The 14,121-nt window shown below is 53.1% G+C and carries 8 protein-coding genes and 1 pseudogene; 3 read left to right on the top strand and 6 right to left on the bottom strand.

Annotation, left to right across the window (positions count from 1 at the left end; genetic code table 11):
- Positions 1-20 precede the first annotated feature (20 nt).
- The 6 genes from GHO25_RS04000 to GHO25_RS03975 form a co-directional block, all read right to left on the bottom strand.
- Positions 21-1,160, bottom strand: a complete 1,140-nt coding sequence (locus tag GHO25_RS04000; RefSeq protein ID WP_123749984.1) for a type II secretion system F family protein — start codon at positions 1,158-1,160, stop codon at positions 21-23.
- Complete coding sequence (locus tag GHO25_RS03995; RefSeq protein WP_372240921.1) at positions 1,150-2,640, bottom strand: GspE/PulE family protein; 1,491 nt, start codon at positions 2,638-2,640, stop codon at positions 1,150-1,152. The genes GHO25_RS04000 and GHO25_RS03995 overlap by 11 nt, the downstream gene beginning before the upstream one ends.
- Before the next feature lie 71 nt (positions 2,641-2,711).
- Positions 2,712-3,215 (bottom strand): type IV pilus biogenesis protein PilP, encoded by a 504-nt coding sequence (gene pilP / locus GHO25_RS03990; protein ID WP_256677157.1) that lies wholly within the window; start codon positions 3,213-3,215, stop codon positions 2,712-2,714.
- A gap of 31 nt (positions 3,216-3,246) precedes the next feature.
- The gene (gene pilO2 / locus GHO25_RS03985) at positions 3,247-4,578 is read right to left on the bottom strand and encodes a type 4b pilus protein PilO2 (RefSeq protein WP_153389960.1); all 1,332 of its coding nucleotides are present in this window, start codon (positions 4,576-4,578) and stop codon (positions 3,247-3,249) included.
- A 3-nt stretch (positions 4,579-4,581) separates the two neighbouring features.
- The gene (locus GHO25_RS03980; protein ID WP_153389959.1) at positions 4,582-6,369 is read right to left on the bottom strand and encodes a PilN family type IVB pilus formation outer membrane protein; all 1,788 of its coding nucleotides are present in this window, start codon (positions 6,367-6,369) and stop codon (positions 4,582-4,584) included.
- Entirely contained in the window at positions 6,369-7,433 is a 1,065-nt protein-coding gene (locus GHO25_RS03975; protein ID WP_153389958.1) for a TcpQ domain-containing protein, read from the bottom strand. Before GHO25_RS03975 ends, GHO25_RS03980 begins: the two co-directional genes overlap by 1 nt.
- Before the next feature lie 900 nt (positions 7,434-8,333).
- On the opposite strand from GHO25_RS03975, the gene GHO25_RS03970 reads away from it, so the two are divergent.
- From GHO25_RS03970 to GHO25_RS03960, 3 genes and pseudogenes are all read left to right on the top strand, one after another.
- Positions 8,334-11,270 (top strand): KAP family NTPase, encoded by a 2,937-nt coding sequence (locus GHO25_RS03970; protein WP_153389957.1) that lies wholly within the window; start codon positions 8,334-8,336, stop codon positions 11,268-11,270.
- 535 nt (positions 11,271-11,805) lie between these two features.
- A pseudogene (locus tag GHO25_RS03965) lies at positions 11,806-12,793 on the top strand (IS66 family transposase); the annotation flags it as partial.
- 114 nt (positions 12,794-12,907) lie between these two features.
- Positions 12,908-14,071: a hypothetical protein gene (locus GHO25_RS03960; protein ID WP_153389956.1), complete on the top strand. Its 1,164-nt coding sequence runs from the start codon at positions 12,908-12,910 to the stop codon at positions 14,069-14,071.
- Positions 14,072-14,121 lie beyond the last annotated feature (50 nt).

Below are 14,121 nucleotides of genomic sequence, written 5' to 3'. Positions count from 1 at the left end.
TGGGTTGCGTGGGTGAGTCCTTAAAGTGATTCCGTCACGGTACTGGCCAACTGGAAAATCCCGACCACGACCAACATCATCATGATGCCCATGGCCATGGAGGACACGCCGATAAGGGACTTGGCAATGGCCTCAACCTTCTGCAGCGTTTGCTCCAGCCAACGGTTGGAAAAGCGCTCCATCGACTCGGCAAAACCCTTGCGTGTCGCGAGCACTTCCAGAAAGTGCATGGCCATTGCATCAGGGAATTCGTGGCCGGCGAGTTTGAGCGCGGTACCGAAATTCTTGCCGGCACTGACGCCGTAATGGATGGCGCTGAGCCGTTCTTTCAACCACGGCGACGCGTTACGTTGCAGGGTGTTGAGCGCATCGAGCTGGTTGATGCCGGAGCGCAACATCACGGCCATATTCAGCAGAAAGATTGAGCCGTGAAGGGCTTTGTATACCGACCAGGGCGGCAGCTTTTCAGCTCGCACGCGCATTGTCTGAAAGAGTCGGGTCAGTTGCAGCTTCCACGCAGGGCTGCTGGCTGTGACCGGCAGCCCGCAAAACACGGGCAGGGTGGCAACAGAGACCAGGATAAAAGTCACCACGCCGATCAGTGTTACCAGCCCGTAATGGCTCACGAAGTTCGACACGGCGTAGAGCAGGGCCGGGATCCCCGTCCAGGCCTCGGGATTGGAGCGTTGCGCCATTGAGGGCACCATCCACATGGCGATGACGTACAGCAACGCGGCCATCACGCTCCAGACCACCGAAGGAAACACCGTGGCCGAGGCGATAAGGCGGCCTATGCGTTGGCGTATTTCAATGATGCGCACGCAATCCCTGAAGGCCTGAACCAGATTTCCGGTTTCTTCCCCAGACGCGATCAGAGAGTTTTCGTCATAGGGCACCCAGCGATCACAGGAAATGGTTAACGACTTTCCTCCCTTCACTTTTTGGGCGATATCGCGGCAGGCGAGGGACACCGGGTGCAACTTCAGACCGTTATCGCTGAAGGCTTTGGCCACGGTCAGCAAGGCCTCCTCAAGCGGCACGCCGTCTTCGAGAATGCCCATCAGGCTTTCATAGAACTGGATGCGTTCGTTCTTGCCAAATTGTTTGGCGTAGAACGCTTCAGCCCACCGATTAAGCATCTCCCTGAAGTCAGTCAGCATGATCGACCTCCAGGATCTGCCGGTCGAAGTCGAGCGGGCCAATCATCATTTCCGCTTGCCGTGGATCTACCACACCCTCTTTCAGTTTGATGATCGTGTGCGCAGTCTTGGTAATACCGCCCATTTCCTTGACCCAATGCCGCCGCGCGGCACTGGCGCCCTGAGCGTTAAATACGTGCATAAACTTGAGGTCTGGCAGCAGGGTTTCGGCCACCACTGTCCGTCCGGTGATGCCCAGGCCTTTGCAATTCGGGCATCCGGATCCTTTGAGGTAGGCCAGGGCGAGCGCGTCCAGATCGTTAAGGCGTTGTAAAAGGGCCGGGTTGAGTTGATCAAGATGCAGCGAAGCCGGGATGCGGCACTGAGAGCACAGCACGGGCAGCAGGGATTGATTGATCACACCGGTCATCAGTGCCGGATCCGTGACCAAATGCCGGTCGACACCCATGTCGATCAATCGCTGTAACCCGGCAACCGCATTGTTAGTGTGTAGAGTGGACAGCACCAGGTGACCGGTCATCCCACCCCGGAACGCTGCTTGGGCTGAAGCAAGGTCGCGGATTTCTCCGTACATGAGAATGTCCGGATCCAGGCGCATGGTGTTGGTAATCCCGTCATTCCAGGTTTCGCCTGCGCCCAGCGGTGACTGATTGGCGAGCAGCGGATACTCGGGAGGATCTTCCATCGTCAGAATGTGTTTGGTGCCACCACACTCTTCATACAGGCAATTGAGGTTCACTTGCAGAGACTTGGACTTGCCAGAGCCAGTAGGGCCGGTGATCAAATTGACGCCATAGGGCAAGCTGCGGATGCGATTGAAGGCCTCAATTTGTTGAGGCAGAAAGCCAAGGTCCTCAAGTGACATTTTGGTTTTGTCGTCATACAGAAGGCGCAACACCATGAGCGGGCCATCCACCAGTGGCCGACTGGCCACGCGAGCCCCGAACAAACCGAGCTGCTCGACGTATTTGCGTTTGATCCGGGCGTCTTGACTGATCTGCGGTTGGAAATGCTCTTTGGCAACGTCGCACATGCTGTTATAGAGCGATGAACACAGCTCCATGCCGACCTGGCTTTGATGCTGTTCGGCTTCCCACAAAAGCCCGTGGATACGAAAAAACACCCGGGTAATGTCGTGGCCCACGACAAAGTGCACGTCGCTCGCATTGCGCCGATGTGCCTCTCCCAACAGGTGAACCACTTGCGCTTGGCGTTCGGTCTCAGTCGCTGAAAGGGCTGTGCCTTTCACCTCTTCGTCGGACTGGTACAGGGCCTTGATATCGCTCATCGAGCAGACCTTGACCTCGTAGGGATGGTTTTCGTGTTCGAGCTGGTCCTCAAACGCCATCACATACGCATCGGTCTGGTGTTGCGCCGACACATACAAAATGCCGTCGCGGGTCAGTGCGCACAGTTGGCGCAACTCAGGTTTTAACTCCAAGGGGCCGCCACTACCCGTTAGCAGGGTTTGATGCGGCATCGCGACCGCTACAGAAAATGGTTCTGAGCAACGCTCGATGGCGTCTTCGGGACCAGCAGTCATCTGCGTCATCAGCGTTGACCCGGAATCAAGCCAGGCAGGATGGGCAACGCCTGAGTGCTTCCAGAGGTTGGCCTGTTCACATCGCTTGAGTGCGTTGGGGATTGATGTGAAAAGCCCAAGGGGAAACGTTTACCGTCACGCTCAACGACCACGTTGTCGACAGTCAGGGTGACTACGCGGTAGCCCCCGGGCAGTTCTTGTGAAGTCGAGCCCGCATCGATTTCAAAGCCGCTGCTGTAGAGCAGGGTGGCGCGCAGGCGCTTGCCGGACCCGAATACAGCTTTAACAACGGGTAAGTCCGACTGGCTGTTAGTGCCGCGAAGGGTGGCTGACAACGGTTGGAAAGGATTCGCAGTGGACGGCAGGGTGACTTCGCCCAGGATGGACTGCTCCGCCTTGGCGCGCTCAGCCTGAGCTTTGAAGAGAATCGTCTGGCTCTGCACAATGGCCAATTCGCCAACGTTCAGTCCGGCCAGGTTGCCCTCTGCAGCCCAGCCAAGGGAGGGAAGCAAAGTGATTGCTGAGCACAAAACCCACAGCGCTTTATTTCGCATAGAGATCACCTGTCACTGACCACAAGAGATGGCCCGCCTGATATTCGGTACTGATTTCGCGCAGCCGAAGGCCTTGGGCTGGCACCCCTGTCAGTGAGTCCAGCGGCGTAATGCCTGTAGCGAAGCGCAACTCAAATTGTTTCCACTGAGGGGGCGGGGGAGGCGGTGGTGCAGGTTGACCCGGTATCGCCGGTTCAATTGGCACCACGACCGGTACTTCTTTGAGGGTTGGTGCTTGCGAGAAGCTGTGCAGCCAGGAAGACAGGTTTGCCAGGATGTCGATTGCGTCCATCAGCGGTTCGTCCCCGGCTGCGGGGATCGAAATATCGAACTTCAACGTGGCTGAATTACCTTCGTCAAAAAAGGCCGGGTGATCCGAGAAGTAGCCCTTGGTCGCGGCAATTAGATCATCGGCCGTGCTGTTACCCGTGCGTTTGTATGAGGAGAGCACGTGCACGCCATCGCACTGAGCATTCGAAAACTGCCAGCCCTGAATGGAAAGGGGCAGTTGGTAAAAGACCTTGCTGCAATGCGCAACGAAGTCAGCCACCGATGGGCGCTTGGCCCAAGGATGTTCCAGGGCTTGAGGCGACTGCTCTTTGCCCGAGTCTTTTTGAAGCCGGGCCAGCTCGTCTAAACGTTTTTTTTCAGCTTGAAAAGCCGCTTCCCTGGCAATCTGGTCCTGATGACTCTGCCATTGCGCCCAGCCTATAGCGCCCGCTGTGATCAAGAGCCCGAGCATCACACACTGCAGCAGCTCGGCTTTGGATAGCCCAAACACCAGAGGGCGCAGTCGATACTCACGTTTTAACCGTGAAGGTTGAAGCAGGTCTTCAATGTCGATGGGTTGCCCGCCCATTTCAAACTCTACGGGCAGGTATTCATGGGTGAAGTGGATACCACGGCTGCGTTGCTGTGCCACCCGGCGACGCACCTCAGCGCCAGTGCCGATCATGTCGCAACCGGAAATCACCCCGCCTTGGTACACCGCCACCAGGGCATATTGATCGAGGTCCGGGGCCGTTTTCCAAGCCGCAATCCACGAGTCGCCGAGTTGTCCGGCCAAGGTAGCGGCTAACGAATACATGCCCTTGATAACGCCATCACTGCGCGCCACAAATCCTGCCTGAATGATGGCAGGTGTTCTTCGAATGGCGACTATGTCCAACTGGTGCTCGCGCCCGTATTGCCGCGCTTCTTTCATATGGCCGGTGACACCGCCCAGAGGATGCCAGCGCAGGCCCGTGACGAATGATTTGCCACGATGCTGCAGTATCTGCACCCGGGGAGCGCGCGGGATTTTGGCGGTTTCGTCGGCCATGGCTTACCCCTTTAGTCCGGCGCAAAGCGTGACGGGGCTGGGGCAAGTGCGAGGGCTATGCAGTGCGCTGGGACTGTCTATTTCGCTATCGACCACTGGCGTGATCAGCACCACCAAAATGTTGTGGCCAGTGCTACGGATCTGGCTGCCGCCCAACCCGAAGAAGCCAGGGTCCCCCACACCTGATTTGGTTGCGTTCTCGCTGTTCTCCTCGAAACCAGTCAGTACCAGTGTCTGGCCGCTGCGCAATTTGACCTTGGGTGACAGGTTCTTGGTGTCGTAGTCGGCTGTCTGCACGCTGGCGCCATTGCTTTCAAAGGTTTGAAAGGTGGGCTTGCTGCTCATGCTCAGGGAAATCATCAGCAACAGGTTGTCCTGGTCGATGATGCGCGGCAGCAACATCATGTTGAAGCCGCTGGTGATGGTGGCCGGGGAGAGCGAAGTGGATGAGCCTACCGACGGTGTGGTGGTGGTTGTGCTTGAGGCCACATAGCTTTTAACGTTGCCGATCTGGATGGGGGCTGGCTGCAAATTCAGGGTGGTGACAGAGGGCGAGCGGACGTTGGAAATTCGCCCCTGCTCTGACAACGCTTGCATGATGATGTTAGAGCCTGCCCAGGGCGACCCGGAGGTGTCCAAAATACTGATGGAGCCTGAAACCGCGTCGCTGCTAATTCCCGTCGCGGTGTTCTTCAGGGAAAAGCCCCATTTGTTGGAGAGCGAGGTGTAGACCGCTGTCCAGTTCAGGGCGGTTTGGTCTTTGTCGTTGAGGCTCACCTCGAAAATCTTGACGTTGAACAGCACTTGGCGGGTGATGCTGCGGTTAATCGAGTTCAAGTACTTGGCGATAGTCGACAGCACTTCCGGTCGGTCGCTGACCGTCAGCGTGCCGGTGGAGCGGGAGAGAAACATGCGGCCAGCAGGTTGCTGGCTCAGCATGGTCTTGATGTTCTTTTCAATGTCGTCAACCAGCGACGTCTTGATCGTAACGGTCGTGCTCTGGTTGCTTCCGGATTCACCCGAAGCCCCCGTTGTCGATGAACCACCGCCCGAGCCGCTTCCACCTCCGGTCGACGTGACCAACCCGGACTTCACCGTGCTTTCAATCACCTGGTCATCACCAAAGGCCCAGACATCGAAGGTTTTAGTGTCGAAATAAGTGATTCGGACACTGCGATCGTCCGAGGAATAATTCCAGGCCAGGCCCAGTCGTGCAGTGACTTGGTTCAACAAGCCTGAGAGCTTCCCGCTGAACTTAATCGGCAAGGTGCTGTGCGCGGACAAGACCGTCGCATTCAGGGATTTGGCATTGCCGGGCAAACTGCCAATAACCCCGGCCGGCATGAAGCTGGAAAGATTGTCGGCAGCGTTCAGGGCCGATGGCGCCATGGGTCCTGAGCTGCCTTGAGTCGCACTGGACAACACGCTCGGGTCAAGGGCGTCTGGCGCCACTATCACGGCAACCCCGCATTCACGGGTGATGGCATGCGCAACCTCTGCAATCCCAACGTTATAGGAGGGGCTGTAAGTGATGTCGCAATCCATACTCAGCGGCAAACCGCGCTTGGCGAGCATTGGCTGTTTAGAAACCCACGGCTTATCGCTGAACACCACCGTGTCACGGGCTGGCTCCTGCTGTTGATTACGCAAGAAGCGGCTGTACTGCGAGGCCGTGGCCGCCTCTTGCTCGGCACGCTTGACGGACTCATTGACCCGCTGCACGGAGCAGGAGCTGACCAGAGCGACCATGGCTGAAAGGGCAACGCCCTGAGCCCAGAAATGCATAGCCATCAGGGTTTCCTCTCAGCGATATAAATCAGCCGCTGCGACGAACTGCCATCGACAACAAAAGACCGGGGAGCGGCGTCATACAGCGGGAAAATCTGCTTGATCGCCTCTTGAAAACTGCCTTCGAATCGCAGCGGCGCATCAATGGGGTAATCCAGATCATCGACCTTCCAGATCAGCCGCCAGTTGGCTGTAGCCGCCCAGCCTTCGACGGTTTGACGGAGGGTAGAGCCAGTTGAAGCCGCCCATGTCTGGGCCAGCGGCTTAGGGATGGCCGCCACTGTGGCGGCGGGTTTGGGGGGCGTAATCACGGCGGGTGTCGCGGTGACGGGTTTTGTTTTGCTCGCAGCGCTTGTGGGAGGCGGCGAGTTGAGAAGGGGAACTGACTTCGGCTGATCAAGAGCTGGCAAAGAAACGGTACCCGTTACGGGGACAGACGGCGGGGCAGTTGCCACCAGCACTTTAGAGGCCGCACTGCTGCTTGCAGCGCTTGCCGGAACAGGCTGCACTGAAATCGGAAGATTAGCCTGCGCAACTTGCGTTAACGCAGATCGTGTTGAATCCGGAAGCTGATAACCAGGGCGCAGGACATAACAGACCTGGCGGTTCACCTCATCGACCTTCACCTGCCATGCGGGCCCGGCTAGTACTTGAAGGGTGTTGCGCAACGTCATCGGCCCCAACTTGTACTGCGCTGCAGGCAATTGCCGCGTGTAAAGAATATTCACATGGCCAGAGTCAGCCGAGCACAGCGAATAACCTGAGCGATCCATAACGTACTGCATGGCGTCACGCAGATTCGGCTTCATATGGGCCGGGATAGAGACGTCGATAATCTGCGCCATCAGATCCCGCTGCCCTGACTCGGGCAGCGTGCTCACCAGGGTGTACCGCCCATAGCGAACGACCGGTTCTTTAGAAGCAACGGCCCCGCCAGGGTACAAATCCGGGGCGAGCAAATCGGGATTGCGACTGCTGTCGAATGCAGGCGTGGGCGCCGGAGCATTTTGGCTCGTGCAACTGGCGACAAGCGCGAGCAGGGATAGAGTGGTGAAGTGCCTGATCATATGCCGAAAGGCCCCCTTTGATGATGGGGGCACGTTGGCAGGTCAGTGCGGTGGGGGCATTAGGAAATAGGTTTTTGGGGGGGGGCTGGATTTTCGTTCGGGTGAGTTTTGGTGGGTAAATCGCTATTCCAATAGCGTGAGCAGCCCTAAGCGACAGACTGCAATCGGATGATTCTGTTGAAAAAGTCGGTCCTCCCAGATAGCCGAAGAACTGACTGCGGAAAACGCCTTTCTTGCGCGCTGCTACGCAAGATCTGATGCTGGAAGCCTATGCTAAACGTGAAGGTTTTAATCTCAGGTGCGTACTTTTTGCCGTGGAAACCATGGCCGGCTTTTTCAATAGAATCGGTCAATAGCTGCCCGGAACTCGACCCAGATCGGCCATTGTCGAGCGAGTCTTTCGATTTGACGTTGCCAGACGGTATCGTGCAGTAACCTCTTCGACATCTACGTGGAGGGGGCGATTTGATTAGGGTTATTTCGCCGTCTCGGTTGACGAGCTGACTGAGGGTAGGTGATCGAAGCCAAGCCTAACTGGCAGACTTAGGCTTAGCCTCTTTGCTGCACTATCTCACCGATGGGCTGGGTGGCCCTATGCTTGAACGAACTGAGCTTGGCAAGTGCCTCCCATGCACAGATCCGATTTCACAAATTCTTGGTACGTAGTAGCATTTTTGCACTCGTGAGGGTGGGCAGAATGCTGAGAGTCGACATTGAGTGAACCTGCTGTGAAGTAATCGGAAGGAAATTCTAACTTTCCACAGTTGCTGCGTGATGTCAGAGGGAGTTCTCATGTCCATATGAGTATTTCTTTTGGAAGATTGATTGACAATATGCAGCTCTAATTGAGTAAAACACTTCAATAGTATGAAATCTGAAACCAACATTAAGAGTGAAAAAATGGCCAAGGTGACGCCAGAGATGAAAATGCCAGAACTCATGGTGCTTTTTCGCACATTAGCGGTTGGATTTCTGGCAGCAGAAGTCTGGAGAGTGGCATCCTATCTAGGCAAAAATTTTTCCCCTGAATTTATCAATGTTAATTTTTGGGTTCAACTATCAGTAATCTTAATTATTATAACCCTCTGCTGCTATTACGTTCTCAACCGAGGTGCTATATCAGATGCCGCTCGTATAATACGTAGCTGTCGGATCGATCTACTCCTTGCAGTAGTCGTCGGAGTATGGGTCAATTCTCTTTTGGCACCGAATCTCAAAAAAATTCACGATATAATTCAGAATATCGACCCCTACTGGACACCTGCAATACTGGCAATCTTATGCATTATGTTGATATCGCCGATATTTCAAAATTTACGAGCACGACTAAGAAAAGATATGCCTCAGCTATATTTCTTATCAGATGATGAAATAAAGCAAGGTAAAGAGGATGCATTAGATTGCGGATTCCAAGCTGAATCATTCGCGAGAACAGTATTGGCTAGCAACGCACACCCAGGCTTGGTGTTCGGTATCGATGGGCCTTGGGGCGTAGGTAAAACCAGCTTCATAAACCTCGCAGCTCGTCATTGGGAAAAACACCCTAAAGAAATCATTGTCTGCCGCTTCGAACCCCTTCGCTTTGCTTCTGAGCCTGATCTGACAGACAGGTTGATCAAAGAACTGTCGGCCACTATTCAACGAGAAGTCTACGCGCCCGAATTTCGACCAGTTGCTAATCGCTATTCGCGCCTGATTAAAGGCAAAGCAGACATATCGTTTCTGGGCTTCAAGCTCGCAGTCGAGCCTTCGCAAGAAACCCTAGATGAGCTTTTAGATGACATTGACGATGTGCTCCGCCGTATTGGCAAACGCGTTGTCATCGTTATAGATGATCTCGATAGATTGGATGCCAAGACAGCCAACTCGGTCCTATTTGCTTCACGCAGAACGTTCAGGCTGTCTCAGGCAACTTTCATACTCTGCTATGACACAGAAATTCTAGCTGGCATTCAAGAGGAAACCTCGCGCGCACGTGAGTTCCTCGAAAAATTTGTTACTGTAAAACTCAGCTTGTTTGTCGACACCTCCTCAATACGAAACTTCCTGACAAGGGACTGGCACAATGAGGAGCAGAGACTTACATCGGTACCTTCAGACACGATGGTACGGCTCGGTGAAGTACTTAGCGAGGTTGCGGAAATTGTTGGCGGAGATAAAGCCGCAAGCTATTTGCCGTATGTTGGAGATCTTCGAAAGGTAAAACGTTTCGTAAATGCCCTTCTTATTCTACAAATGGAACGAAGCGACCTGTCACGAACAGACTTCAATAAGGTTGACCTGATCAATCTCATATTACTACACCTATTCTACCCAGGCACCTTCAGGCTAATTTATGCAGAGGAGACTGAAGGTAGATCTGGTCGGTTCTCTCTGAAGATAAATCCTGATGCTGACAATTTTATGAACTCACCAGCGTTCTCAGGGTATTTGGATAATGCGCCAGCTCAAGCTTTCCTGCTACGTCAACTCTTCGACGCAAAAACTCTTGAACTGCCCCCACGCGCAGATATAGAACAGTCAGTTAGAGTTAGCCGCGCGTGCTTTAACCATGGAAACTCTCGAAACCTAGAAAGCTACCTAAAACTCATTGTAAGATTTGTCACGCCTGAGCCCCAAGATACCTTCGTTATGTATCAGAAAGCTGTTGAAGAAGTTGTGAAAGGTAAAAAAATCGATATTATTCTGTCTTCAGAGAACTTCGATCTGGCTGTCCACGAGCAAGCCCATGATCAATTCTGGAGACTGCTAGTCAATAGCTCTTCCAGCTTCAATCATGTTGCAGCTGAGGATGCCATTAACACCTTGGTCGAATACCTACCCCGCTACGCAAGTATCGGTCGGTGCGACGGAAGCTTGCGCCATAGATCGATCTTCTCACTTTTGAGACTTCTTGATCGAGCCGGTTGGGGGAGGACGAATAACAAGCGCCTCGAAAACTCCAAAGAAAATGTGATAGAAATCGCTAGACGCATTTTTGGCACTGAAGAGTACAAAAATATGGGGCTGCTTGGCCGACTTGCCTGCGTTGAGCGGGGCGCTTTGGGTTGGAATGACTTAATGCTATTTAGGCTTCAATGCTCAGCAGATCGCAGAGGCCAACTGTATAACCTTCAAACAGCACTCATAGTATTTGATCATCCGAATGCCAAAACATCTGGAGTAGTGACTGGGTTGGCAATTATGGGAATGAGAAGGATCTCCCAAGAGGTGTTCGCCAAATTCAAAACTGACTACATTGATAAAGAAGTAAACTTTTACTCTGCGGTCGATGCAATTCCGGTCGAGAGCTTTGATACTCTTGGGCTTTTGATTACCCATAAAGATGACCCTAAAATTAAAAATGAAGTCGTCAGTAGCATATTTGCCAGCCGGTTAGGCGTAAAAAACTTTGTGATATACCAGTTAAGCAATAGCAAAGAGGCTAATGGCTCTGGAGTCGGCTGTGGTTATTATGATGAGTCAGGGGTTGAGGATAATCACGGTATTTCAATACTGATGGATCATTACGTATTCGGGTTTTGCTTCAATCCTGATGTTGATGAAAATAATGTCTACCATTTCCTTGACTATTGCCTTGCTAGTCTCACCAATTCATATTTTGAGGTGGTATCAGATGATGGCTTCGTGGCCTCCAAAGATAGTTTGATAGGGCACTTCGATATTGAGAGAATTGCCTTATACTGGAAAGAGTATGGATCTTTTGTCCGTGCAAAAGCCGAAGAAGTCCCCGGCCGGAAGGTGGTGACGTCTAATTACATCGCTACCTATGCCGAAGATTTAGATGGAGTATTCAAAGTGCTTGATGAAATTGTGAACGAAAGAGAACCAGCATAACTAACAATCAGCATGGCAAAATGTCTGCCCTGAGTGCGAGAAACATTGTCCGCTTTTGGCCGATAACTGCCTGTTATGAACGACTGCAGTCGGCCGACTCTCTTTAAAATGTCGTCCATGGTTTCCACGGTTGAAAAGTTCGTGTTTGAGATTAATTACTTTATTTTGAACGGAGGGTTCAGGGCTCAAATTTGGGGTGTCTGTATACAAAAAAGTCGTTTTCTGCTGTTAGTACGTGGGCAGCATCTTGGAAGGGCCGGCTTCTCAACAGAGTCGGTCAATAGTAGACATTGTTCAAATCATCCAAGATCGATTACTCACTGTAAGAGCTGCGCCTGTAACGTGCCTGGCTGCGTGATCGGGACTGTATGAATCTCGACCAACGCAGATGGTCGGAGGAAACAGGCTGGATCGTGCATGCGTTGTTCGTAAGCGTCCGGCCAAGTCACCTTCCGAACTCCAGCATTAAGGGCGATGGTGTCCGCGTATTTTTAAGCGGACGCAATCACCCTTATCGCCAGGATTCCCATGCGCCAACAAGGGTATCCCGACCGCAGGTTTGCTCGCCTACTTCATGGTGGCCAAGTTTCCCGATCACTTGCCGTTGTACCGGCAGGAGAAAATCTTTGGCCGCGCCGGAGTGGCAGTTGCGCGCTCGACCTTGGCTCAGTGGGTCGGACAAAACGGCGTGCAGCTCCAGCCACTGGTCGACGCACTGCATGAGACCGTGCTGAACCCGGACGTGATTCACGCTGATGAAACACCGGTGCAAATACTTGCGCCAGGTGAGAAGAAAACTCACCGGGCTTATGTTTGGATCTATAGCTCGACGCCGTATTCGGCGCTTAATGCGGTGGTTTATGACTTCAGCCCAAGCCGTGCCGGAGAACATGCACGCAACTTCTTGGGCGACTGGAACGGCAAGCTGGTTTGCGATGACTTCGCTAGCTACAAAGCTGGTTTTGAGCAAGGCATCACTGAAATCGGCTGTATGGCTCATGCCCGCCGCAAGTTTTTCGATCTGCACGTGGCGAACAAAAGTCAATTGGCCGAACAGGCGCTGCACTCGATCGGTGGCTTGTACAGGGTCGAACGCCAAGCGCGGGACATGAGTGATGAAGACCGCTGGCGAATACGTCAGGAAAAGGCGGTGTCGATCCTCAAAAAACTGCATGACTGGATGTTGGCCCAGCGCGACCTGGTGCCGAACGGATCAGCCACTACCAAGGCCCTCGATTACAGCCTGAAGCGCTGGGTCGCGCTGACGCGCTACCTGGACGATGGGGCTGTGCCTATCGACAACTATCAAGTGGAGAACCAGATCCGGCTTTTGGGCACTCGGACGCTCAAAATGGTTGTTTGCCGGGTCGCTACGCAGTGGCAAACGGGCCGTTGCGATCATGAGTCTGATCCAGTCGGCGCGCATGAATGGGCATGATACGTATGCCTCTCTCAAAGATTTGCTTACGCAGCGGGCCAGTGAGATCGCGCAGTTGCTGCCGCATGAGTGTGTGTATGTCTGATTCGCGCTAGGTGAGTTGGGTGTGCTAATAGTTATATCATAATGCCTTGCCTAATCGCGGGCGATTAGTCAGTACACTACATCAACGATGAACAACTCACGACAGGGAGTTCGAATGAGTACCTTTGACGGCAACCATAAAAAGATAATTGCTGCTTTCATCGCCTTGAAGAACAAGGCCACCATCTTGGAGAAGCACACGCTACGCGGTATTTATCAGATCAACAAGAATCGCTTTCCGTTCATCAATGTGCATAACTACTTTGCACACCTGAGGAATGTATGCGATCTGCCGATCGTTTTCATGATAAACGAAGAGTTATCCAACACTGCGGCGAGACACCTATGCTCCGATTTGCTGGTCGAAATGCTTCAGGAGCAGTTCCTGACACCAGCCGTACAGATCGATGGCAAACAGGCCGCTTTAGTGCGCGAGGATTTCGAAGCGTCGTTGTCCGATGTAAGAGCGCTTCTCTCGGATCGTATCAATGGGATGGTTGGTAGCCTAATGCTGGACTTCACGGTCTCGGCATTCTCCTGTTTCGAACACTGGATCACTAAGCTGTACGAGGGCTATGCCGAAAAGTTGGAGACTGATCATGAAAAGAGCAGAAGGGACAAGGTCATCAAGCTGCTCGACCGGCATGGCGAATCGAAGTCGGATGAGGAGAGGTCTAAGTGCGTGGACAAAATCCTGGATGTGCGCAGCTCCTACCGCTCTTTTCCCGACAAGATAAATGAGCTTTACAAGCTTGCCGATAAGCAGAAGTACGGCAGGGATATCAACCACGACAAAGATCTCATCAAGTTCTTGGGGGCCTGCCGTAACACGGTGCACAACTCAGGCATTCATCGAAAGGGCCCGCTTCAGATAACCTGCAACGAAATCACCTATTACCTAAAGACCGACATGCCCTGGTATAGCCCTAGCTATCCCCAATCGATCGCGCTGCTGGGTGAGTTGGCAGATATCTATAGCCACCTCATAAGGTCACTAGATGATTGGCCGTTGGAAGCCGTCTGTGAGGAAATCACGTTACAACCAAATTTGAGACGTTTTGAAATCGCTGTCCAGATTGCCCATGAGTCTGATAGGGAGACGGAGCTTGAAGACATCCTCATTGAGAATCTGGAGGTCGGTGAGGTACAGGCGGCGAACATTGTTAAAAAGCTGGCGGAGATCAAAGCGGACACCTCTCGTGATCCAAAAGAGTTCTGCATTCATGAGATCATGACTGCCGATCTGCTGAAGCCGCTTCAGCTTAACCTCGGATCATGATCTTGGGATGCTAATGAACGTAGGTGGCTATCTAGTCTTTTCGGAGACAT

It is taken from the genome of Pseudomonas sp. FSL R10-1350 (genome assembly GCF_009600525.1).
Taxonomy (GTDB): domain Bacteria; phylum Pseudomonadota; class Gammaproteobacteria; order Pseudomonadales; family Pseudomonadaceae; genus Aquipseudomonas; species Aquipseudomonas helleri.
The sequence above is the reverse complement of the archived record's forward strand: the minus strand, read 5'-3'. Positions and strand labels throughout refer to the sequence as shown.

Bases quoted from the DNA above. Each gene is read 5' to 3' on its own strand.
- GHO25_RS03980 (WP_153389959.1), bottom strand. From the start codon at position 6,369: ATGGCTATGCATTTCTGGGCTCAGGGCGTTGCCCTTTCAGCCATGGTC.
- GHO25_RS03960 (WP_153389956.1), top strand. From the start codon at position 12,908: ATGAGTACCTTTGACGGCAACCATAAAAAGATAATTGCTGCTTTCATC.
- GHO25_RS03970 (WP_153389957.1), top strand. From the start codon at position 8,334: ATGGCCAAGGTGACGCCAGAGATGAAAATGCCAGAACTCATGGTGCTT.
- GHO25_RS03975 (WP_153389958.1), bottom strand. From the start codon at position 7,433: ATGATCAGGCACTTCACCACTCTATCCCTGCTCGCGCTTGTCGCCAGT.
- pilO2 (WP_153389960.1), bottom strand. From the start codon at position 4,578: ATGGCCGACGAAACCGCCAAAATCCCGCGCGCTCCCCGGGTGCAGATA.
- GHO25_RS04000 (WP_123749984.1), bottom strand. From the start codon at position 1,160: ATGCTGACTGACTTCAGGGAGATGCTTAATCGGTGGGCTGAAGCGTTC.
- GHO25_RS03995 (WP_372240921.1), bottom strand. From the start codon at position 2,640: ATGCCGCATCAAACCCTGCTAACGGGTAGTGGCGGCCCCTTGGAGTTA.